This window comes from Streptomyces scopuliridis RB72, assembly GCF_000718095.1.
Lineage (GTDB): Bacteria > Actinomycetota > Actinomycetes > Streptomycetales > Streptomycetaceae > Streptomyces > Streptomyces scopuliridis.
The window spans coordinates 71995-93474 of the sequence record NZ_JOEI01000018.1 but is presented as its reverse complement, the minus strand read 5'-3'; the positions used below and the strand labels follow the sequence as shown (position 1 = coordinate 93474).

Sequence of the window (21480 nt, the reverse complement as noted above, 5' to 3'; positions counted from 1 at the left end):
ACAGGTGAGGGCGAACGACCTGCCGGGCTCAGCCGGCACCGGGAGCCGGGTCCGTACCGGTCAGTGCCACGCCGGCCGTCCACAGGCGTCGCGCCGTGCCGGTGTCGGCGAGGTGTTCCCGCCGGTGACCAGGCCTCGGCGCGCGTCTCCGCGTGCTCATCGACGGACTGCTCGCCGGAGCGTGACGAGCGCCGCCGGTCCCTCGCTCCGGAGCGTCAGGGGCGCGCCCGCCGGACCCGGCGCCGAGTCCCCCGTGGCCGTCTCCGGGGCCAGGAGCGCCGCGTCGTACCGGGCCAGCGTGGCGCTCCCGAGTGTCGCCGGGCTCTCCAGCGCGACGGCCACCACCGTCGCCCCCGGTGGTACGGGGACGGGGAGGCAGCCGCGTACGACCGCGACCGACGCCGAGACCCGCTCCCGGTGCCACATGACATTGAAGTTGACGACCGGGCCCGCAAGCAGCTGGCAGTGCGTGGGGAGATCGCCGGGAAAGTCCGCCGGGACGCAGCGCTCGTCGACCAGCCTGCGCCGGCCGCCGACCGTGAGGTCCATGCCGGCGCCCTCGACCATGGTCAGGGTCCGGTCGACCCCGGGAAAGGTGGAGAACGGGCCGTCGGCGGCGACGTCCGCGAGGCTGATCCGCCAGTCGAAGTCCGCCGTCCCCGCGCCCTCGGGCCAGGAGGCGATCTCGCGGGTGACTCCGCCGCCGTTCTTCCACGGCACGGCCGGCCGTCCCGCCGCGCCCAGGATCCGGGGGTTCATGTGACGATGCCCAACTCCCGTGCCCGGCCCAGCCATTGCGGGAACTCGCCGACCAGCCGGTCGTACAGTACGGAGTCCTCGACCCGGCGCGGATCCTCGCCCGCGTGGAAGAACCCGGCGTTGTCGACGCGCCGTCTCGCCGGGACGGCGAGTTCGTCGAGCTTGCGGAGAAAGTCGAACTGTCTGCTGTCCGGGTCGCCGAAGCCGATGAACTGCCAGAACAGCGGCAGTTCGGCCGCCTTGCAGAGATACCGCTCGGCGGCCGGCTTGCTGACCGGGCCGCCGTCCGTCTGGAAGACCACCAGCGCCGGGGCGGTCGAGCCGCTGTCCAGGTAGTGGTCGATGACGGCGTCCATGGCCAGGTGGTAACTGGTCCTGCCCATGTGACCGAGCCCGGCGACGATCGCGTCGATCCGGCCCTGATGGCCGGCCAGCGAGATGTGCGACTCCGCGTCGATGTCCGTGGAGAAGACGATGACGGGCACGATGCCGTCGTCGTCGAGATTCGCGGAGAGCCCCAACACCCGGTCGGCCAGGGCCTGGACGCTCCCGTCCTTGTAGTACTCCCGCATCGAGCCCGAGTAGTCGAGGACGAGATACACAGCCGCGCGCTGCCCGCTCAGCCCGTTCTTCGCCAGCGACACCGCCGCGCTCTTGTAGAGGCTGACCAGCGCCGGGGCCGTCTCCTCCACCTTCCGGAGACTGAGGGCAGGTCCGGAGGGCGCCGTGTCCGGGGCGGGGGCGGTGACCATGCTGGGTCCTCTGTGGTCGACGGGCGGCGAGTCTCGCGATTATGCCAGCCGTCACGCACCACGGCGCCTGCCATCGTCCGGTCGGGGACTGGGGCAGGCGCCGCGTCTTGCGGGAAGGCCCGGGAGACGCTCCCCGGGCCACCACCGCCCGTACGCCGTTGTACGGGAGTCTTGTTGAGGTGAAGTCCGGTGACCGTGAGGGAAACCGGTGACGTATCAGACCGTCAGCGCACGGTCCGTCGGACGGATCGGGGCCGGCAGATCGCTCGCGCCGGTCAGCATCCGGTCCACACCGCGCGCCGCCGAGCGGCCCTCGGCGATCGCCCACACGATCAGGGACTGGCCGCGGCCCGCGTCACCGGCGACATACACGCCGGGCACGTTGGTCGCGAAGTCCGCGTCCCGCGCGATGTTGCCGCGCTCGTCCAGCTCCAGGCCGAACTGCTCGACCAGACCGTTCTCCTGGTCGGTGCCGGTGAAGCCCATGGCGAGCGTGACCAGCTGGGCCGGGATCTTCCGCTCCGTGCCCGGCTTCTGCTCCAGCTTGCCGCCCTTGAACTCCACCTCGATCAGGTGCAGGAACTGGACGTTGCCGTCCTCGTCGCCCTCGAAGTGGGTGGTGGAGACGGAGTAGACCCGCTCACCGCCCTCCTCGTGCGCGGACGTGACCTTGTAGAGCATCGGGAAGGTCGGCCACGGCTGGTGCGCGGCGCGCTCCTCGCCCGGCTTCGGCATGATCTCCAGCTGGGTGACGGAGGCCGCGCCCTGGCGGTGCGCCGTACCGACGCAGTCCGCGCCGGTGTCACCGCCGCCGATGACCACGACGTGCTTGCCCTCGGCGGAGATCGGGGAGACCGTCAGGTCGCCCTCCTGCACCTTGTTGGAGAGCGGCAGGTACTCCATCGCGAAGTGGACGCCGTTGAGCTCACGGCCCGGGACGGGCAGATCGCGCGACACGGTGGCGCCCGCGGCGATGACGACGGCGTCGTACCGCTTGCGCAGCTTCGCCGCGTCGATGTCCCGGCCGATCTCGATCTCGGTACGGAACTTGGTGCCCTCCGCGCGCATCTGCTCGATACGCCGGTTGATGTGCGACTTCTCCATCTTGAACTCGGGGATGCCGTACCGCAGCAGCCCGCCGATCCGGTCGGCGCGCTCGTACACCGCGACGGTGTGACCGGCCCGGGTCAGCTGCTGGGCGGCGGCCAGTCCGGCCGGGCCCGAGCCGATGACGGCGACGGTCTTGCCGGAGAGCCGCTCCGGCGGCTGCGGGGTGACATCGCCGCTGTCCCACGCCTTGTCGATGATCGAGACTTCGACGTTCTTGATGGTGACGGCGGGCTGGTTGATCGCGAGGACACACGCCGACTCACAGGGGGCCGGGCAGAGCCGCCCGGTGAACTCCGGGAAGTTGTTGGTGGCGTGCAGCCGCTCGCTCGCGGCCGTCCAGTCCTCGCGGTACGCGTAGTCGTTCCACTCGGGGATCAGATTCCCCAGCGGACAGCCGTTGTGGCAGAACGGGATGCCGCAGTCCATACAGCGCCCGGCCTGCTTGCTGATGATCGGGAGCAGCGAGCCCGGAACGTAGACCTCGTTCCAGTCCTTGACGCGCTCCTCGGCGGGGCGGGTCCTGGCGACCTCGCGGCCGGTGGTGAGAAAGCCCTTCGGGTCAGCCATTGGTCGCCGCCTCCATCATCTTCTCGGTGGTCTCGGTCTCCGAGAGACCGGCCAGCTCGGCGGCGTCCTTGGCGGCGAGCACTGCCTTGTACGTGGTCGGGATGATCTTGCTGAAGCGGTCCACCGCGGTGTCCCACTCGGCGAGCAGCTTCTCCGCGACGGTGGAGCCCGTCTCCTCCTGGTGGCGGCGCACCACATCGTGCAGCCACTGCTTGTCGGCGTCGTCGAGCTGTTCGACGGCGCCGAGGTTGCCGGCGTTGACGTTGTCGGCGTCGAGGTCGATGACGTACGCGACGCCGCCCGACATACCGGCCGCGAAGTTACGGCCCGTCTCGCCGAGGACGACGGCGTGACCGCCGGTCATGTACTCGCAGCCGTGGTCGCCCACGCCCTCGGAGACGACGGTGGCACCGGAGTTGCGGACGCAGAAGCGCTCGCCGGTCCGGCCGCGCAGGAACAGTTCGCCGCCGGTCGCGCCGTAGGCGATGGTGTTGCCCGCGATGGTGGAGTACTCCGCGAGGTGGTCGGCGCCGCGGTCGGGCCGTACGACGACCCGGCCGCCGGAGAGGCCCTTGCCGACGTAGTCGTTGGCGTCGCCCTCCAGACGCAGCGTGACACCGCGCGGCAGGAACGCGCCGAAGGACTGGCCCGCGGAGCCGGTGAAGGTGATGTCGATGGTGTCGTCGGGCAGGCCCGCGCCACCGAACTTCTTGGTCACCTGGTTGCCGAGCATGGTGCCGACGGTCCGGTTGATGTTCCGGATGCCGATCTGGGCGCGTACGGGCTGGGCGGCCTCGGCGCTCTCGGCGCTCAGCGCGTCGGCGGCGAGCTTGATCAGCTCGTTGTCGAGCGCCTTCTCCAGGCCGTGGTCCTGGCCGATGGCCTGGTGGCGTACGGCGTTCTCGGGCAGCGCGGGCACATGGAAGAGCGGCTTCAGGTCGAGGCCCTGCGCCTTCCAGTGGTTCACGGCCCGCTCGGTGTCGAGCAGTTCGGCGTGGCCGACCGCCTCTTCGAGCGTACGGAAGCCCAGCTCCGCGAGGAGTTCGCGGACCTCCTCGGCGATGAACTGGAAGAAGTTGACGATGTACTCGGCCTTGCCGGAGAACCGCTCGCGCAGCACCGGGTTCTGGGTGGCGATACCGACCGGGCAGGTGTCCAGATGGCAGACGCGCATCATGACGCAGCCGGAGACGACGAGCGGCGCGGTCGCGAAACCGAACTCCTCGGCGCCCAGCAGCGCGGCGATGACGACATCGCGGCCGGTCTTCAGCTGGCCGTCGGTCTGCACGACGATGCGGTCGCGCAGACCGTTGAGCAGCAGGGTCTGCTGGGTCTCGGCGAGGCCCAGCTCCCAGGGGCCGCCCGCGTGCTTGAGCGAGGTGAGCGGCGAGGCGCCCGTACCGCCGTCGTGTCCGGAGATCAGGACGACATCGGCGTGCGCCTTGGAGACACCCGCGGCGACGGTGCCGACGCCGACCTCGGAGACCAGCTTCACATGGATGCGGGCCTGCGGGTTGGCGTTCTTGAGGTCGTGGATCAGCTGGGCGAGATCCTCGATGGAGTAGATGTCGTGGTGCGGCGGCGGGGAGATCAGACCGACGCCCGGGGTGGAGTGCCGGGTCTTGGCGACCCACGGGTAGACCTTGTGGCCGGGCAGCTGTCCGCCCTCGCCGGGCTTGGCGCCCTGGGCCATCTTGATCTGGATGTCGTCGGCGTTGACCAGGTACTCGCTGGTGACACCGAAGCGGCCGGAGGCGACCTGCTTGATGGAGGAGCGGCGGGCCGGGTCGTAGAGCCGGTCCGCGTCCTCGCCGCCCTCGCCGGTGTTGGACTTGCCGCCCAGCTGGTTCATGGCGATGGCGAGGGTTTCGTGCGCCTCGCGGGAGATCGAGCCGTACGACATGGCGCCGGTGGAGAAGCGCTTGACGATCTCGGAGGCGGGCTCGACCTCGTCCAGCGGTACGGGCGCCCGGCCGGCGGCGAAGTTGAACAGGCCGCGCAGCGTCATCAGCCGCTCGGACTGCTCGTTCACCCGGCTCGTGTACTGCTTGAAGATGTCGTAGCTGCGCGAGCGCGTGGCGTGCTGGAGCCGGAAGACGGTCTCCGGGTCGAACAGGTGCGGCTCGCCCTCGCGGCGCCACTGGTACTCGCCGCCGATCTCCAGCTTGCGGTGGCTCGCGGAGATCCCGGAGGCCGGGTAGCCCTTGGCGTGCCGGGCGGCGACCTCCTCGGCGACGACATCGAGACCGGCGCCGCCGATCTTGGTGGCGGTGCCGTTGAAGTACTTGTCGACGAAGGACTGGTCCAGGCCGACAGCCTCGAAGACCTGCGCGCCCCGGTAGGAGGCGACGGTGGAGATGCCCATCTTGGACATCACCTTCAGGACGCCCTTGCCGAGCGCGTGGATCAGGTTCCTGATCGCCTGCTCGGGCGCCAGGCCCTCGATGAACGTACCGGCGCGGACCAGGTCCTCGACGGACTCCATGGCGAGGTACGGGTTGACGGCGGCGGCGCCGTAGCCGATGAGCAGCGCGACATGGTGCACCTCGCGGACGTCACCGGCCTCGACCAGCAGCCCGACCTGGGTGCGCTGCTTGGTGCGGATGAGGTGGTGGTGCACGGCCGCGGTGAGCAGCAGCGAGGGGATCGGGGCGTGCTCGGCGTCGGAGTGCCGGTCGGAGAGCACGATGATCCGGGCGCCGCTCTCGATCGCGGCGTCGGTCTCGGCGCAGATCTCGTCGATGCGGGTGGCGAGGGCGTCACCGCCGCCGCCGACCCGGTAGAGACCGGAGAGCGTGGCGGCCTTCATGCCGGGCATGTCGCCGTCGGCGTTTATGTGGACGAGCTTCGCCAGCTCGTCGTTGTCGATCACCGGGAAGGGCAGGGTGACGCTACGGCACGACGCGGCGGCCGGCTCCAGCAGATTGCCCTGCGGGCCGAGCGAGGAGCGCAGTGAGGTGACCAGCTCCTCGCGGATGGCGTCCAGCGGCGGGTTGGTGACCTGCGCGAAGAGCTGGGTGAAGTAGTCGAAGAGCAGCCGGGGCCGGGCGGACAGCGCGGCGATCGGCGAGTCCGTACCCATGGAGCCGATCGGCTCGGCGCCCGCGCGGGCCATCGGCGCGAGCAGGACGCGCAGCTCCTCCTCGGTGTAGCCGAAGGTCTGCTGGCGGCGGGTGACGGAGGCGTGCGTGTGGACGATGTGCTCGCGCTCGGGCAGGTCCGACAGCTCGATCTCGCCGGTCTCCAGCCACTCCTGGTAGGGCTGCTCGGCGGCGAGGGACGCCTTGATCTCGTCGTCCTCGATGATGCGGTGCTCGGCGGTGTCGACGAGGAACATCCGGCCGGGCTGGAGGCGGCCCTTGCGGACGACCTTGGCGGGGTCGATGTCGAGGACGCCGACCTCGGAGGAGAGGACGACGAGCCCTTCGTCGGTCACCCAGTAACGGCCCGGACGCAGTCCGTTGCGGTCGAGGACCGCGCCGACCTGGGTGCCGTCGGTGAAGGTGACACAGGCGGGGCCGTCCCAGGGCTCCATCATCGTGGCGTGGAACTGGTAGAAGGCGCGCCGGGCCGGGTCCATGGTGTCGTGGTTCTCCCACGCCTCGGGGACCATCATCAGCACGGAGTGCGGCAGCGACCGGCCACCGAGGTGGATCAGTTCGAGGACCTCGTCGAAGGACGCGGAGTCGGAGGCGTCCGGCGTACAGACGGGGAAGATCCGCTCCAGCGCCTCGTTACCACTGCGTCCATTGTCGGCGGAGCCGAACGTCCGGGAAGCCAGCTGCGACTCGCGGGCGCGCATCCAGTTGCGGTTGCCCTTGACCGTGTTGATCTCGCCGTTGTGCGCGACGAAGCGGTACGGGTGGGCGAGCGGCCAGCTCGGGAAGGTGTTGGTGGAGAACCGCGAGTGGACCAGCGAGATCGCGGTCGCGAAGCGGCGGTCGGAGAGGTCCGGGAAGAACGGCTCCAGCTGCCCGGTGGTGAGCATGCCCTTGTAGACGATCGTCCGGGCGGAGAGCGACGGGAAGTAGACCCCGGCCTCGCGCTCGGCGCGCTTGCGCAGCAGGAACGCCTTGCGGTCCAGGGCGATGCCCGCGCTCGTCCCGTCCGCGACGAACAGCTGGCGGAAGGCCGGCATCGTCGAGCGGGCGGTGGCGCCGAGCAGCTCGGGGGCGACGGGGACCTCGCGCCAGCCGAGGACGGTCAGGCCCTCCTCGGCGGCGATCGTCTCGATGCGCGAGACGGCGTCCGTGGCGTCGTCGGCGGGCAGGAAGCCGATGCCGACGGCGTACGAGCCGGCCTCGGGCAGCTCGAATCCGGCGACCTCGCGGAGGAAGGCGTCCGGGACCTGGAGGAGGATTCCGGCGCCGTCGCCGGAGTCCGGCTCGGAGCCGGTGGCGCCGCGGTGTTCGAGATTGCGCAGTACGGTCAGCGCCTGCTCCACCAGCGCATGGCTGGCTACACCGGTGAGGGTGGCCACGAACCCGACGCCACAGGCGTCGTGCTCGTTACGGGGGTCGTACATCCCTTGCGGGGCGGGGCGACCGTCCATGGGCGACCAGGCGTCGGAACGCATCGGCTCTCCCGTCGTCGTCGTGGCATATGCGAGTACCGAGGGACGACGTTGGCCCTCCAAGAAATTTCGTGCAGGTTACATGATGGGCAGCTTCTCGGGAAGCGGATAGCGTGTTCCAGCATGTGGACACCGCGCATAGCGGTGAAGGGGGGAGCAGACGGACAGATCGCCGTCCGGTCAGTTGGGGCGGAGCAGGCTTCGTTGCCCGCGGCGCCTACGGCTCATGCCCGGTCATTACCGACTCGAAACCGCCGGGTAACGGGCTGCCGGTATGGCGCTGGCAAAGTGTCGCATCCCGGAGGCCGGAACGCGCGGGGACGTACGTTACAGGGCGGGCGTTTCCGCCCGCCCGCCCTCGGGGGCCCTGTCCAGGTTAGAGCCTCGCTCCCGGATTCGGGATGCCCCAGGCCGGGGGAAAAGTCCCGCCCTAGAGAGCCGCGCCGAACAGGGCTCCGAGCCCGTACGTGAGCGCCGCGGCCGTTCCGCCGAGGAACAGCTGCCGCAGCCCGCTGTACCACCAGCTGCGCGCCGTCACCCGCGCCACCAGCGCACCGCAGGCGAAGAGCCCTATCAGCGCCAGCAGCACGGCGGGCCACAGCGCGGTGGCGCCGAGCAGATACGGCAGTACGGGCAGCAGCGCGCCCAGCGCGAACGAACCGAACGACGACACGGCCGCGACCAGCGGCGACGGCAGATCGTCCGGGTCGACCCCCAGCTCCTCGCGCGCGTGGATCTCCAGCGCCTGCTCGGGGTCCTTCGAGAGCTGCCGGGCCACCTCGCGGGCGAGCTCCGGCTCCACGCCGCGTGACACGTAGAGCGCGGCCAGCTCCTCCATCTCGTCGGCGGGGTGCTTCCTCAGCTCCCCGCGCTCCACCTCCAGTTCGGCCTGGACCAGCTCGCGCTGGGAGGCGACCGAGGTGTACTCGCCGGCGGCCATGGAGAAGGCACCGGCCGCCAGACCCGCGAGGCCGGTGATCACGATCGTCTGCTGGGAGAGGGCGCCGCCCGCGACACCGGTCATCAGCGCCAGGTTGGAGACCAGTCCGTCCATCGCGCCGAACACCGCGGGACGCAGCCAGCCGCCGTTGACATCGCGATGCGTGTGATTGTCGCGGTGGGCCTCGTGGAGCGTTGCCTCGGTCTCGATGATGGACATGCTTCTCCCCTTTTCGCGGGGGCGGATCCCGGTCCGCCGGAGACCGGTGCCACCCCTCTCAACGCTTCGAAAGTACGCACGAAAAATGGCTCCCGCCAGCAAGGAAGGCCGTACTTACCGGCCTTGGGGCGGGCCTCGGCGGAGATGTCACCCGGGTGACAGCGGGGTTTCCCGGACTCCCCCGGCCCTCCGTGTGGCAGAGATGCGGAGACACGGATGCGGTGTCACAGGCTCGCGCGAAAGGGCCACACCATGGAGTCAGTACCTCGCGACCCCGCCGTCGACGCGGTCGCGGTACTCCGAGACCGGGCGCGCGGTGCCCTGCTCGGGCTCGCCGTGGGCGACGCGATCGGCGCCCCGGCGGAGAACATGCGGCCCTCCGAGATCCGCCGCCGCTGGGGCCGTATCGAAGGGTTCGTGGCCGACAGCCCGGCGGGCACGGACGACACCGAGTACGCGATCTTCTCCGGGCTGCTGCTCGCCCGGCACGGCTCGGCCCTGACCGTCGCCCATGTGGAGAACGCCTGGCACCACTGGCTCGCGGACCATGACGAGGGCCCCTTCCGCGGGGCCGGTTTCAGCGAGCGCGGCACGCTGGAGAATCTGCGGCGCGGGCTCGCCGCGCCCATCACGGCCCAGCACCGGCACGCCTGGAGCGACGGGCTCGCGATGCGCGCGGCGCCGTTCGGCGTCTTCGCCGCGGGCCGCCCCGAGGAGGCCGCGCGGCTGGTCGCCGTCGACGGCCGGGTCAGCCACGACGGCGAGGGGATCTACGGCGGCCGGGCGGTGGCGGCCGGGGTCGCCGCCGCGATGGGCGGCGCCGGGCCCGCGTCGGTGATCGCCGCCGCGCTCTCCGTGGTCCCGATGGACTCCTGGACGGCCCGCACCCTGCGCCGCGGGGTCGTCGCCGCGCAGCGTACGTACCCCGACACGCTCACGATGGAGCGCGCCGTCCGCTCCTCGGTGGTCATCGGCGGCTACCCCTGGACGGATCTGGCCCCCGAGGCGGTGGGCCTGGCCTTCGGCGCCTTCGCGGCGGCGCGCGGGGACTTCCGTATGTCGGTCCTGACGGCGGTCAACATGGGCCGGGACGCCGACACCACCGCGGCGGTGGCGGGCGCCCTGGCGGGGGCGATGTCGGGGGCGGCGGCGATCCCCGGGGAATGGGCCTCGGCCATCGGCCCGGTCGGGGGCAGCTGCCTGCCCTCGATGCGCGGCTACCACGTACTGGACATCGCGGACCTGCTCATGCCGGACTACGACGAAAGGGTGGCGTCATGACAGCGATCGAGCGGGACCGGGCGCGCGAGGACCGGGCATGGGCCGTCGCGTCCCGCGTGCCGGAAGCTCCCGGCACCGGCTGCCCGGCGACGACGGACACGAGGCCGGCGCCGGAGACCGCGGCGGCTCCGTACGCTCCGGACTCCGGCACGGGCGGCGCCGAAGGACCGCAGGCGCCACCCGGGGCCGAGGCTCCCTACGGGCCGGTCGGAGCCGACACACGGCCGGGCCCCGGTACGGGCGGCACCGGCGGCCTCCGGCAGGTGCCGGCCGGAGCGGGAAGCGCGGACGGGCCGCCGCCTGCCGCCGGCCCCGACACCCCGTACGCGGCGGCCGAAGACGGCTCCCCCGACGCCCCTCTCCGCCGGATCGAAGGGCTGCTCCTCGGGCTCGCCGCCGGGGACGCCGCCGGGTGGCCCGCCGCCCGCCACCGGGCCGCGCGGATGCCCGAGTGGACGCGCCGGCTCACCCGGGAGCTGGACACCTTCGCCGAGCAGAACGCGACCACCACCCTCCCCGTGCCCATCGCGCTCAACCAGCCCCCCGAGCCGCTCAGGCTCGGCCCCTCCGACGACGCCGAGTGGGCCGCCTTCGCCGCCGGGTCCGTGCTCACCGCCGCCGGCGATCTCTTCCGGCATCTGGGCCCCGACCTCCGGATGCGGGCCGCCATCGATCGCGCGTGGAACTCCCTCGCCGGCGAGATCGCCGCCGCGGCGGCCCGCGCGCCCGAGGTGGAGTCGGCCGTACCGCCCCTGCGGGCGCGGATCTCCGTACGCGCGGGCCTCGGGAATCTCGCCACCGGGCTGCGCCCGCCCGCCACCGGCCATGACAACCCGCACTACTTCGACGACGCCGCGTGCGTACGGGCCGCCGTGCTCGCCGTCGTCCACCCCGGCGATCCGGCCGCCGCCGCCGGACTCGCCGAGTTCGACGCCCGGTACACCCAGGACGGCGACGGGGTGCACGGCGCCCGCGCCATGGCCGCGGCCGTCGCGACGGCCCTCGGCGGCGGGGACACCGAGGCCGCCGTCGAGGCCGCCCTCGACCAGCTGCCCGAGTCCACGGAGATCGGCCGCAACGCCCGCCACGCCGTCAAGCTGGCCCGCGACTTCGCCGGTGAACCGGCCGGCGCCTTCGCGCTCGTACCGCTGCTGGAGCATCAGATCGTCGACCACGTCTACAGCTACGGCATCGCCGCGGCCGAGACCGTCCCGGTCGCCCTCGCCCTGACCCTCGCCGCCGGGGGCAGTGTCGCCGGAGCGGTGCCCGCCGCCGCCTGTCTCTCCAGGGTCGCCGACTCCGCGCCCGCGCTGGCCGGCGCGCTGACCGGCGCGCTCGGCGGGGGCGACGCCGTACCGGCCGCCTGGCGGGACGCCTGCCGGACCCTGGCGGGGTGTGCTCTCCCCCGGCTCGCGGGGACCGATCTCGTCGAACTCGCCGGACTGCTCGCAGCCACGGAACTGACCACTCCGGGTGGACAATTCCGACATGACGCCACAGTCCGGTACGACGCCACAGTCCGGCACCACACCACAGAGCGCACCCCCGACGACACCACCCCTCACTGACCGGATCACCGGCTGTCTGATCGGCGCGGCCGTCGGTGACGCGCTCGGCGGTCCGGTCGAGGGGTACTCCCCCGAGCAGATCGTGGAACGGCACGGCGGCCGGGTGTCCGGCATCGTCGGACCGTGGAACGAGGACTGGCGCACCGCCCGCCCGCTCGCCCCGTACCACAAGGGCGACGGGCACATCACCGACGACACCCTGATGACACACGCGCTGATCCGGGTGTACGAGAAGGTCCGCGACCATCTCGACGCGTACGCGGTCGCCGACCATCTCGTCCCCGATCTCATCTCCACCCCGCGCTGGATCCCCGAGCTGGAGACCGAGGCGCTGCCGCTCCAGCGGATCTTCCTCGCCGAGAAGTGGCTGGTCACCCGGCTGCACTACGGACATGTCGATCCGCGCGAGGCGGGCACCGGAAACATCGTCAACTGCGGTGCGGCGATGTACATGGCACCCATCGGCCTGGTCAACGCGGCGCATCCGGCCGCCGCCTACGCCGAGGCGATCGAGGTGGCCGGCGCGCATCAGTCCTCGTACGGGCGCGAGGCCGCCGGGGTGTTCGCCGCCGCCGTGGCCGCCGCCTGCCTGCCGGACGCCACGCCCGCGTCGGTCGTGGCGACGTGCGTGGGCCTGGCGAAGGACGGGACGCGCGCGGCGATCGAGGCGGTGTGCGCGGTGGCCGCCCGGCATCGCGACACGGAGTCCGCGCTGCGCGGGCTGCGCGAGGCGGTCGCACCGTTCGACACGGTCGGCCCGCACTACCGCGCCCCGTCGCTCGGCGCCCGCCGCCCCTCCCGGCTGCACTCCATCGAGGAACTCCCCATCGCGCTCGGCATGTTGCTGATCGGCGCGGGCGACTACCGCCGTACGGTCCTCGGCTCGGTGAACTACGGCCGGGACTGCGACTCGATCGCCACCATGAGCGGCGCGCTCGCCGGGGCACTGGGCGGCGAGGCCGCCGTCCCCGCCGAGTGGGCACGGGACGTGGCCGAGGCGAGCCGTCTCGATCTGCACACCCCGGCGCGGGCACTGACGAAGGTGGCGTACGAGGTGTTCGCCCGCGATACGGAGCGCCGCCGTGCGCACGAGTCGGCCTTCGTCGAACTGACGCCCTCACAGGTGACGTCTCCTCATATCACCGACGCGCGGCAACCGGCGGGCGCGCGATGACCGACCTGCGTCTCACCTGGGTGCAGCCCGAGGATCTGATCGGCCATGAACTGCGCCAGGCCGCGCAGGACGGCCGGGACGCGACCCGGATCGCCGACCGCTGGCACGCGGCGGGCGGCCTGCCCGCCCCGGACCGCGCGGGCGCCTCCCCCGTACCGGCCACGCCGCAACTACGCGCACTCGCCGGTGAGTTGCTGAACGAACTGGCCCTGCTGCCCACGCCGCCGACGGAGAGAGAACCGACGGATCTGCCCGCGATCAGGGCCGCGTGCCCCTCCTGGCCGGACACCCCGGCCGAGCCGTCGCCCGCCCTCTCCGTCCCCCGGCTGCACGCCGCCTGGCTCGGCCGGGCCGTGGGCTGTCTGCTGGGCAAACCCGTCGAGAAGCTGCCCCTCTCCGGAATCCGGGCCCTCGCCCGCGCCACCGGCAACTGGCCGCTGCGCACCTGGTTCACGGCCGAGGGGGTGCCGGACGAGCTCGCCGCCGCGTACCCGTGGAACCGCCGCTCGGCGCCGACCTCGCTCGCCGAGAACATCGACGGGATGCCCGAGGACGACGATCTCAACTACCCCTTGCTCACGGTGCTTCTGCTCCGGCGCCACGGCCGCGCTTTCACCACCGCCGATGTCGCGCGGCTCTGGCTGGACGAGCTGCCGGCCGGGCGTACGTTCACCGCCGAGCGCGTCGCGTACCGCAATCTGCTCGCCGGGATCGAGCCGCCGGAGACCGCCCGGTACCGCAATCCGTTCCGGGAGTGGATCGGGGCGGCCATCCGCGCCGACGTCCACGGCTGGACGAACCCCGGCGACCCGGCGGCCGCCGCCGCACAGGCGCACCGGGAGGCGACGCTCACTCATACGGCGAACGGGGTGTACGGAGCGATGTTCGTCGCGGCCGTCATCGCCGCCGCGGCCCGGACCGACGAGGTGCACGGCTGTCTGCGGGCCGGGCTGTCCGTCGTACCGCCGCGCTCCCGACTCGCCGAAGCGGTCGCCTTCGGGATCGAATCCGCCCGCGCGCACCGGGACTTCGAGACCGTGGCCGACGCGCTCCACGCCGCCTACGGCCACTATCACTGGGTCCATGTCCTGCCCAACGCCGCGCTGCTGGCCGCCGCGCTGACCCACGCGGACGGCGACTTCGGCGGCTCCATCTGCCGTGCGGTGTCCGGAGGCTGGGACACCGACTCGAACGGCGCGACGGCCGGTTCCGTCGCCGGACTGCTGGCCGGTCATCCGGCCAGGCTGCCGGAACACTGGACCGCCCCGCTCAAGAACCGGCTCGCCACCTCCGTCGCCGGGTTCGACGGCACCGGCTTCGACACCCTCGCCGAACTGACCCGCGCCGTGACCCACGGCCCGGCCGGGCAGGAACCCCAGAAGGAGGCGCGTCGCACATGAGCGGCATCGTGGTGCTCGGCAGCGCCAATATGGATCTCGTCGTGTATGTCGCGCACGCCCCGAAGCACGGGGAGACCGTGACCGGACGGGAGTTCCGCACGATCCCCGGCGGCAAGGGCGCCAATCAGGCCGTCGCCGCCGCCCGCGCGGGCGGTGAGGTCGCGATGATCGGCGCGGTCGGCGCGGACGAGTACGGAGAACTGCTGCGGCACACCCTCGAAGCCTCCGGGGTCGACACGGATCTCCTGCGCACCGACGAGGGTGCCTCGGGCACCGCCCATATCGTCGTCGACGACCAGGGCCGCAACGCGATCGTCGTCATCCCGGGGGCGAACGGTACGGTCAGCGGGCTCGGCCCCGGCGACGAGACCGTGATCGCCGCCGCCGACGCCCTGCTCCTCCAGCTCGAACTTCCGCTGAGCGCCGTGCTGGAGGGAGCGGAGGCGGCGCGCCGGCACTCCGTACGTACCGTCCTCACCCCGGCGCCCGCCCAGCCCCTGCCGCCGGAACTCCTCGCCGCCGTCGATCTGCTGGTCCCCAACGAGCACGAGGCGGCCACCCTCACCGGGATCGCCGCCCCGCGCGGAGCGGCCGAGGCCCTGCTCCGGCAGGTCCCCGAGGTCGTGATCACCATGGGAGCGGCGGGGAGTCTGTACGCGGCCCGTGACGCGGCGCCCGTCACCGTGACCGCGCCCCGGGTCTCCGCCGTGGACACCACCGGCGCCGGCGACACCTATGTGGGCGCCCTCACCGTCGCGCTCTGCGAGGGCCGCCCCATGCCCGAGGCGATGCGCTGGGCGTCGGCCGCCGCCGCGCTCTGCGTGCGGCGCCCCGGGGCGTCCACGTCCATGCCGTACCGCACCGAGATCGAGGTCCGATGACCGCGCCCGCCTGCAACGACCCCGCCCCCAGCGGCCCCGCCCCTCAGCGGCCCGCACCCGACCAGCCCGCCCCGCCGCTCGCCGGGCTGCGCGTCCTCGATCTCGCCACGCTCTTCGCGGGCCCGCTCGCCGCCACCATGCTCGGTGACTTCGGCGCCGAGGTGATCAAGGTCGAGCACCCCACCCGCCCCGACCCGTCGCGCGGCCACGGCCCCTCGAAGGACGGCGTGGGCCTGTGGTGGAAGCTGCTCGGCCGCAACAAGCGCCCCATCACCCTCGATCTCTCCACCCCGGGCGGCCGTGATCTGCTGCTCCGGCTCGCCGCCGGAGCGGATGTGATCATCGAGAACTTCCGGCCGGGCACCCTGGAGAAATGGGGCCTCGGCTGGGACGAACTGTCCGCCGCCAACCCCCGGCTCGTCCTGACCCGGGTGACAGGCTTCGGACAGTTCGGCCCGTACTCCCACCGCCCGGGGTTCGGCACGCTCGCCGAGGCGATGAGCGGGTTCGCCGCCGTCACCGGCGAGCCGGACGGGCCGCCCACGCTGCCGCCCTTCGGGCTGGCCGACTCGATCGCCGCGCTGGCCACGGCGTACGCGGTGATGACGGCGCTCAGCGGCCGGGCCGTCACGGACCGTGGCCAGGTGGTGGATCTGGCGATCATCGAGCCGATCCTGACCGTCCTCGGGCCGCAGCCGCTCTGGTACGACCAGCTCGGCTACGTACAGCCACGCACCGGCAACCGCTCCCGTAACAACGCGCCGCGCAATACGTACCGCACGGCCGACGGCTCCTGGCTGGCGGTCTCGACCTCCGCGCAGTCCATCGCGGAGCGCGTGATGCGCCTGGTGGGCCGCCCTGAGCTGATCGACGAGCCGTGGTTCACCACTGGCAGCGGGCGCGCGGACCACGCGGACGTGCTGGACGGCGCCGTCGGCGACTGGATGGCCCGGCACACCCGTGAGGAGGCCATGGCCGCGTTCGAGAAGGCCGAGGCGGCGGTCGCGCCCGTCTACGACATCCGGGAGGTCATGGCGGACCCCCAGTACCGGGCCCTGGACACCGTCACCGAGGTCCCCGACCCGGAGCTGGGGCCCCTCAGGATGCAGAACGTCCTCTTCCGGCTCTCCGAGACCCCCGGTGCCATCCGCTGGGCGGGCCGCCCGCACGGTGCGGACACCGACACCGTCCTGGCCGAGCTGGGCCTGTCGCGGCCCGAGATCGCTGCCCTCCGCTCGGCCGGCGCGCTGTGACGGCCCCGCTCACCTGGCTCTATGCGCCCGGGGACCGTCCTGAGGTGATGGCGAAGGCGCTGTCCTGTGGCGCGGACGTGGTGATCGTCGACCTGGAGGACGCGGTGGCGCCGGACCGCAAGGAGTACGCGCGCGCCGCCACCGCCGAGTTCCTCGCGTCCCCCCACGAGATCCCGGTCCATGTCCGGATCGCCGACGAACGGGACCTGCCGTCGCTGGCCGGCCTCCCGGGCCTCTCCGGGCTGCGCGTTCCCAAGGTCGGCCACGCCTCGGACATCCACCGCGTCGCGTCGCGCGCGCCCGATGTCGCGCTCTACGCGCTGCTCGAATCGGCCCTCGCCGTGGAACACGCCCACGCCATCGCCACCGCCCACCCGGCGGTCCATGGCATCGCCCTGGGCGAGGCGGATCTCCGCGCCGATCTGGGGGTACGGGACGACGCGGGCCTGGACTGGTCACGCAGCCGGGCCGTGGTCGCGGCCCGCGCGGCGGGCCTGGCACCGCCCGCCCAGTCGGTCTACCCCGACGTACAGGACCTGGACGGCCTCGCGGCGTCCTGCCGCCACGGCAGGGCGCTGGGGCTCGTCGGCAGGGCGGCGATCCACCCGCGCCAGCTGCCGGTGATCGAGCGGGCGTATCTGCCCACCGCCCGGGAGATCGTCGAGGCCGAGGAGATCATCGAGGCGGCGGCGGCCGACGCGGGAGCGCACGCGCTGCCGGACGGCCGTTTCGTGGACGCGGCGATCGTGGCGGCGGCCCGCAGGACGCTGTCGCTGGCGAGCCGCCGGTGAGCCGGTGGGCTCAGTGCCCGTCCTTGGCCGCTCCGGAGACCGGATCCTCCGTCTTCTCGGCGGTCACCACGGCCTCACCGGAGTCAGTCCCAGCGGATTCCTCGGCGTCTTTCTCGGAGGCGTCGGCGTCCTTCTCGGAGGCGTCGGCGTCCTTCGCCGGGACGGCGGCGTCCTTCTCCGGTTCCACGATCTCCTCGCGGCCGGGCCGCACCTTGCTGGAGATCACCAGATAGACCACGGCGAGGACGAAGATGATCATCGCGGTCCACAGATTGAGCCGGAGGCCCAGGATGTGGTGCGCCTCGTCGACCCGCATGTACTCGATCCAGGCGCGGCCCGCGCAGTACGCCGCGACATAGAGCGCGAAGACCCGTCCGTGTCCGAGCCTGAAGCGACGCTCGGCCCAGATGACCAGGGCAGCGACGCCGAGGCACCACAGGGACTCGTACAGGAACGTCGGGTGGTAGAGACCGGCCTCCCGGTTGGGGCCCTCGCTGATCTTCAGCGCCCACGGCAGATCGGTCGGCTTGCCGTACAGCTCCTGGTTGAACCAGTTTCCCCAGCGTCCGAAGGCCTGGGCGATGGCGAGGCCCGGGGCCAGCGCGTCGGCGTACGGCGGAAGCGCGATCCCCCGGCGGCGGCAGCCGATCCACGCGCCCACCGCGCCCAGCGCCACCGCGCCCCAGATGCCGAGGCCGCCTTCCCAGATCTTGAAGGCGTCGACCCAGTTGCGCCCCTCACCGAAGTACAGCTCGTAGTCGGTGATGACGTGGTACAGCCGGCCGCCGAGCAGACCGAACGGTACGGCCCAGACGGCGATGTCCGTGGTCGTTCCCGGCTTGCCGCCGCGAGCGACCCAACGCCGGTTGACGATCCAGAGGGCGACGAACAGCCCGACGAGAATGGCGAAGGCATAGCCGCGCAGCGGGAGCGGTCCGAGATGGAGCACTCCGGTCGACGGGCTGGGAATGTATGCAAGGTCCATGGCAGAACCGACGCTACAGTGCCGGGCGGGACCTACGGCAACCCGCCCGGCAACTTCTGCATAACGAGCTCAGGCCGGCGGGGTCCCCGCGGGCGTCGATTCGACCGGGATCGAGGAGGGCGCGGACGGCGTGGTCGAGCCCGCCTTCTTGCCCTTGTTGGCCTCCCTGACCCACTTCTTCAGGCTGTCGGGCGTGATGTTCTCGTTGCCCTTCTTCGGGAAGACCGACTCACCGTTGAGCAGCACGGTCGGCGTCCCGGAGAAACCACCCGTGCGGAACGCCTCGGCGGACTTGTTCACCCAGTCGTCGTGCTTGCCGCCGTCGACGCACTCCCGGAAGCCGGGCGCGGACTCCAGCCCGTCGACCTTGCCCGCCAGATCCAGCAGATGGCTGTTCTTGGCGAAGGCGTCGTCCGTCTCCGCCGGCTGGTTCTGGTAGAGCACATCGTGGTACGGGGCGAACTGGCCGGCGTCCTGCGCGCACGCCGCCGCGTTGGCCGCGCGCAGCGAGCCCGTACCGCCCATATTGCCGTCGATGATCGTGGCGAGGTGGTACTCGACCTTGAGCTCCCCGGCCTTCTCCAGCTCCTGGATCGTGCTCCTGAAGCCGTTCTCGAACTGGGCGCAGGCCGGGCAGCGGAAGTCCTCCCACACCGTGAGCGTGGACGGCGCGTCCGTCGCTCCCACGGGGATCGCCAGATCGTCCTTGCCCGTCAGCCCCGACGGCGCGCTGACCGGCCCGCCCGCGCTGTCGGCCTTGTCCTTGCCGACATTCGCGACGACCAGCCCGACCACCGCGACCAGGCCGAGGACCCCGACCACCGCCGCGGAGACGACGAGGGTCCGCCGGCGCTTCTCCCGCGTCCTGTCCGCCGCACGTTCCTGCTGGAGCCGCTCTCTCGCGCTCCGCTTTTCCTCACGGTTCTTCTCGCTCACGCCCACAGCAACGAACCGGGGAGGCGCCTACGCACCTCCCCGGTCCCAGGTCCACCCGTACGGGTGAGGTCGCCCGTCAGCGCTTGCGAACGCCCTCGGCCAGCTCACCCGCGAGCGCGCGCACCGCGGCCAGCCCCGCCACCTCGTCCGCCGCGTCCAGCATCCGCTTCACGAACGCGGACCCGACGATCACACCGTCCGCGAATCCGGCGACCTCGGCCGCCTGCTCGGCGTTGGACACCCCGAGCCCGACACAGACCGGCAGCGCGGTCGTGGCGCGCGTACGCCCCACCAGATTCCTGGCCTCCAGGCCCACCGAAGCACGCGTACCGGTGACGCCCATCAGCGACGCCGCGTACACGAAGCCACTGCCCGCCGCCGTGATCTTCGCCAGCCGCTCGTCCTTGCTGCTCGGAGCCACCACGAACACGGTCGCCAGCCCGTGCTTCTCGGCGTGCTCACGCCACAGCTCGGACTCCTGCACGGGCAGATCCGGCAGAATGCACCCGGCGCCGCCCGCCTCGGCCAGCTCGGCGGTGAACCGCTCGATCCCGTACCGGTCGATCGGATTCCAGTACGTCATCACGAGCACCGGCTTACCGGTCGCCTCGTACGCCTCGCGGACCGTACGCATCACATCCGCGATCTTCACCCCGCCCCGCAGCGCGATGTCGTCGGCGGTCTGGATGACGGGCCCGTCGAGCACCGGGTCGCTGTGCGGCAGCCCCACCTCGACCACGTCCGCGCCCCCGTCGAAGACGGCCTTCACAGCCGCGATCCCGCCGTCCACCGACGGGAACCCGGCGGGAAGATAGGCGATCAGCGCGGCGCGGTTCTCGGCCTTCGCCGCCGCGAGCGTGTCACTCAGCAGCTGGATGTTCCCGCTCACTTGGTGCCCTCCCCGTCGTACAGCCCGAAGTAGCGGGCGGCCGTGTCCATGTCCTTGTCGCCACGCCCGGACAGGTTGACGATGATCAGCCCGTCCTCGCCCAGCTCCCGCCCCACCTCCAGGGCACCGGCCAGCGCGTGCGCGCTCTCGATCGCCGGAATGATGCCCTCCGTACGCGACAGCAGCAGCAGCGCCCGCATCGCGTCGTCATCGGTCACCGCCCGGTACTCCCCGCGCCCGCTGTCCTTGAGATACGCGTGCTCGGGGCCGATGCCGGGATAGTCGAGACCGGCCGAGATCGAGTACGGCTCGGTGATCTGGCCCTCCTCGTCCTGGAGGACGTACGACCGCGACCCGTGCAGGATGCCGGGCTCGCCCGCGGTCAGGGTGGCGGCGTGCTCGCCCGTCCCGATCCCGTGCCCGGCCGGCTCACAGCCCACCAGCCGCACGCCCGCGTCGGGGATGAACGCGTGGAAGAGCCCGATCGCGTTGGACCCGCCCCCCACACACGCCACCGCGGCATCGGGCAACCGCCCGGCCCGCTCCAGGATCTGCCGCCGTGCCTCGACGCCGATGACCCGGTGGAAGTCCCGCACCATCGCGGGGAAGGGGTGCGGTCCCGCGACCGTCCCGAACAGATAGTGCGTACGGTCCACATTGGCGACCCAGTCGCGGAACGCCTCGTTGATGGCGTCCTTCAGCGTCCGGCTCCCGGACTTCACGGGCACGACCTCGGCACCGAGCATCCGCATCCGGGCCACGTTCAGGGCCTGGCGCTCGGTGTCGATCTCCCCCATATAGATGGTGCATTCGAGCCCGAACAACGCACAGGCGGTCGCGGTCGCAACGCCGTGCTGCCCGGCCCCGGTCTCGGCGATGACCCGGGTCTTGCCCATCCGCTTCGTCAGCAATGCCTGCCCCAGCACATTGTTGATCTTGTGGGAGCCGGTGTGGTTCAGATCCTCCCGCTTGAGGAACACCCGAGCGCCACCGGCGTGCTCGGCGAACCGCGGGACATCGGTCAGCGCGCTGGGGCGCCCGGTGTAGTGGACCAGGAGGTCATCGAGCTCGGCGGCGAAGGCGGGGTCGCCCTTGGCCTTCTCGTACTCGACGGCGACCTCGTCGACGGCGGCGACGAGCGCCTCGGGAATGAACTTGCCGCCGAAGGCACCGAAGTACCCTTCGGCGCTGGGCACATGACCGTCAGGGTCAGGAACAAAAAACTCGGACATCGACGAACGACTCCTCGGAGAGCGGCAGACGGGATTCACCGTATGCGCCAGAGCGAGGCACCCCCGGCACCCGGCAACGGACGCGAGGGGACGGGCCGCAGTGGCCGGTTTCTGGACGTAAAGCGTCGCAGCTCGCGCGAAGCGCGGTGACCACGCGGCGGAGCCGCATA

The 21480-nt window shown here is 72.0% G+C and carries 16 protein-coding genes; 7 read left to right on the top strand and 9 right to left on the bottom strand.

Annotation, left to right across the window (positions count from 1 at the left end; translation table 11 throughout):
* Positions 1–156: 156 nt before the first annotated feature.
* From IF11_RS0122915 to IF11_RS0122895, 5 genes are all read right to left on the bottom strand, one after another.
* Positions 157–759 (bottom strand): HutD/Ves family protein, encoded by a 603-nt coding sequence (locus IF11_RS0122915; RefSeq protein WP_030353573.1) that lies wholly within the window; start codon positions 757–759, stop codon positions 157–159.
* Entirely contained in the window at positions 756–1511 is a 756-nt protein-coding gene (locus IF11_RS0122910; RefSeq protein ID WP_051746143.1) for a VWA domain-containing protein, read from the bottom strand. The genes IF11_RS0122915 and IF11_RS0122910 overlap by 4 nt, the downstream gene beginning before the upstream one ends.
* 216 nt (positions 1512–1727) lie before the next feature.
* A complete protein-coding gene (locus tag IF11_RS0122905) occupies positions 1728–3188 on the bottom strand; it encodes a glutamate synthase subunit beta (protein WP_030353571.1) in 1461 nt (486 codons plus the stop codon).
* Positions 3181–7764: a glutamate synthase large subunit gene (gene gltB, locus IF11_RS0122900; RefSeq protein ID WP_030353570.1), complete on the bottom strand. Its 4584-nt coding sequence runs from the start codon at positions 7762–7764 to the stop codon at positions 3181–3183. Before gltB ends, IF11_RS0122905 begins: the two co-directional genes overlap by 8 nt.
* Before the next feature lie 427 nt (positions 7765–8191).
* Entirely contained in the window at positions 8192–8920 is a 729-nt protein-coding gene (locus IF11_RS0122895; protein WP_030353569.1) for a VIT1/CCC1 transporter family protein, read from the bottom strand.
* A 252-nt stretch (positions 8921–9172) separates the two neighbouring features.
* Between IF11_RS0122895 and IF11_RS0122890 the strand changes: the two genes are divergently transcribed.
* From IF11_RS0122890 to IF11_RS0122860, 7 genes are read left to right on the top strand one after another with little or no spacing between them, the layout of a single operon-like run.
* On the top strand, positions 9173–10201 hold the full coding sequence (locus IF11_RS0122890) for an ADP-ribosylglycohydrolase family protein (RefSeq protein ID WP_030353568.1): 1029 nt from the start codon (positions 9173–9175) through the stop codon (positions 10199–10201).
* Entirely contained in the window at positions 10198–11769 is a 1572-nt protein-coding gene (locus tag IF11_RS0122885) for an ADP-ribosylglycohydrolase family protein (protein ID WP_244888240.1), read from the top strand. Before IF11_RS0122890 ends, IF11_RS0122885 begins: the two co-directional genes overlap by 4 nt.
* Positions 11690–12943, top strand: coding sequence for an ADP-ribosylglycohydrolase family protein (locus tag IF11_RS0122880; RefSeq protein ID WP_051746142.1), 1254 nt, complete (start codon positions 11690–11692; stop codon positions 12941–12943). Before IF11_RS0122885 ends, IF11_RS0122880 begins: the two co-directional genes overlap by 80 nt.
* Positions 12940–14343: an ADP-ribosylglycohydrolase family protein gene (locus tag IF11_RS0122875; RefSeq protein ID WP_030353565.1), complete on the top strand. Its 1404-nt coding sequence runs from the start codon at positions 12940–12942 to the stop codon at positions 14341–14343. The genes IF11_RS0122880 and IF11_RS0122875 overlap by 4 nt, the downstream gene beginning before the upstream one ends.
* Complete coding sequence (gene rbsK, locus IF11_RS0122870) at positions 14340–15224, top strand: ribokinase (RefSeq protein ID WP_030353564.1); 885 nt, start codon at positions 14340–14342, stop codon at positions 15222–15224. The genes IF11_RS0122875 and rbsK overlap by 4 nt, the downstream gene beginning before the upstream one ends.
* Positions 15221–16477 (top strand): CaiB/BaiF CoA transferase family protein, encoded by a 1257-nt coding sequence (locus IF11_RS0122865; RefSeq protein ID WP_030353563.1) that lies wholly within the window; start codon positions 15221–15223, stop codon positions 16475–16477. The genes rbsK and IF11_RS0122865 overlap by 4 nt, the downstream gene beginning before the upstream one ends.
* Positions 16478–16524: 47 nt before the next feature.
* Positions 16525–17268: an HpcH/HpaI aldolase/citrate lyase family protein gene (locus IF11_RS0122860; RefSeq protein WP_051746159.1), complete on the top strand. Its 744-nt coding sequence runs from the start codon at positions 16525–16527 to the stop codon at positions 17266–17268.
* A 10-nt stretch (positions 17269–17278) separates the two neighbouring features.
* Here IF11_RS0122860 and lgt read toward each other — a convergent pair whose 3' ends face one another.
* From lgt to trpB, 4 genes are all read right to left on the bottom strand, one after another.
* Positions 17279–18253, bottom strand: coding sequence for a prolipoprotein diacylglyceryl transferase (gene lgt, locus IF11_RS0122855; RefSeq protein ID WP_030353561.1), 975 nt, complete (start codon positions 18251–18253; stop codon positions 17279–17281).
* A 69-nt stretch (positions 18254–18322) separates the two neighbouring features.
* Positions 18323–19189 carry a DsbA family protein gene (locus IF11_RS0122850; protein WP_030353560.1) on the bottom strand — a complete coding sequence of 289 codons (867 nt, stop codon included), beginning with the start codon at positions 19187–19189 and terminating at the stop codon, positions 18323–18325.
* Between the two features lie 76 nt (positions 19190–19265).
* On the bottom strand, positions 19266–20078 hold the full coding sequence (trpA, locus tag IF11_RS0122845; RefSeq protein WP_030353559.1) for a tryptophan synthase subunit alpha: 813 nt from the start codon (positions 20076–20078) through the stop codon (positions 19266–19268).
* Complete coding sequence (trpB, locus tag IF11_RS0122840; protein WP_030353558.1) at positions 20075–21310, bottom strand: tryptophan synthase subunit beta; 1236 nt, start codon at positions 21308–21310, stop codon at positions 20075–20077. The genes trpA and trpB overlap by 4 nt, the downstream gene beginning before the upstream one ends.
* Positions 21311–21480: the final 170 nt, after the last annotated feature.

Coding starts and splice junctions, on each gene's coding strand:
- IF11_RS0122915 (WP_030353573.1), bottom strand. CDS start 759: ATGAACCCCCGGATCCTGGGCGCGGCGGGACGGCCGGCCGTGCCGTGG.
- IF11_RS0122910 (WP_051746143.1), bottom strand. CDS start 1,511: ATGGTCACCGCCCCCGCCCCGGACACGGCGCCCTCCGGACCTGCCCTC.
- IF11_RS0122905 (WP_030353571.1), bottom strand. CDS start 3,188: ATGGCTGACCCGAAGGGCTTTCTCACCACCGGCCGCGAGGTCGCCAGG.
- gltB (WP_030353570.1), bottom strand. CDS start 7,764: ATGCGTTCCGACGCCTGGTCGCCCATGGACGGTCGCCCCGCCCCGCAA.
- IF11_RS0122895 (WP_030353569.1), bottom strand. CDS start 8,920: ATGTCCATCATCGAGACCGAGGCAACGCTCCACGAGGCCCACCGCGAC.
- IF11_RS0122890 (WP_030353568.1), top strand. CDS start 9,173: ATGGAGTCAGTACCTCGCGACCCCGCCGTCGACGCGGTCGCGGTACTC.
- IF11_RS0122885 (WP_244888240.1), top strand. CDS start 10,198: ATGACAGCGATCGAGCGGGACCGGGCGCGCGAGGACCGGGCATGGGCC.
- IF11_RS0122880 (WP_051746142.1), top strand. CDS start 11,690: ATGACGCCACAGTCCGGTACGACGCCACAGTCCGGCACCACACCACAG.
- IF11_RS0122875 (WP_030353565.1), top strand. CDS start 12,940: ATGACCGACCTGCGTCTCACCTGGGTGCAGCCCGAGGATCTGATCGGC.
- rbsK (WP_030353564.1), top strand. CDS start 14,340: ATGAGCGGCATCGTGGTGCTCGGCAGCGCCAATATGGATCTCGTCGTG.
- IF11_RS0122865 (WP_030353563.1), top strand. CDS start 15,221: ATGACCGCGCCCGCCTGCAACGACCCCGCCCCCAGCGGCCCCGCCCCT.
- IF11_RS0122860 (WP_051746159.1), top strand. CDS start 16,525: ATGGCGAAGGCGCTGTCCTGTGGCGCGGACGTGGTGATCGTCGACCTG.
- lgt (WP_030353561.1), bottom strand. CDS start 18,253: ATGGACCTTGCATACATTCCCAGCCCGTCGACCGGAGTGCTCCATCTC.
- trpB (WP_030353558.1), bottom strand. CDS start 21,310: ATGTCCGAGTTTTTTGTTCCTGACCCTGACGGTCATGTGCCCAGCGCC.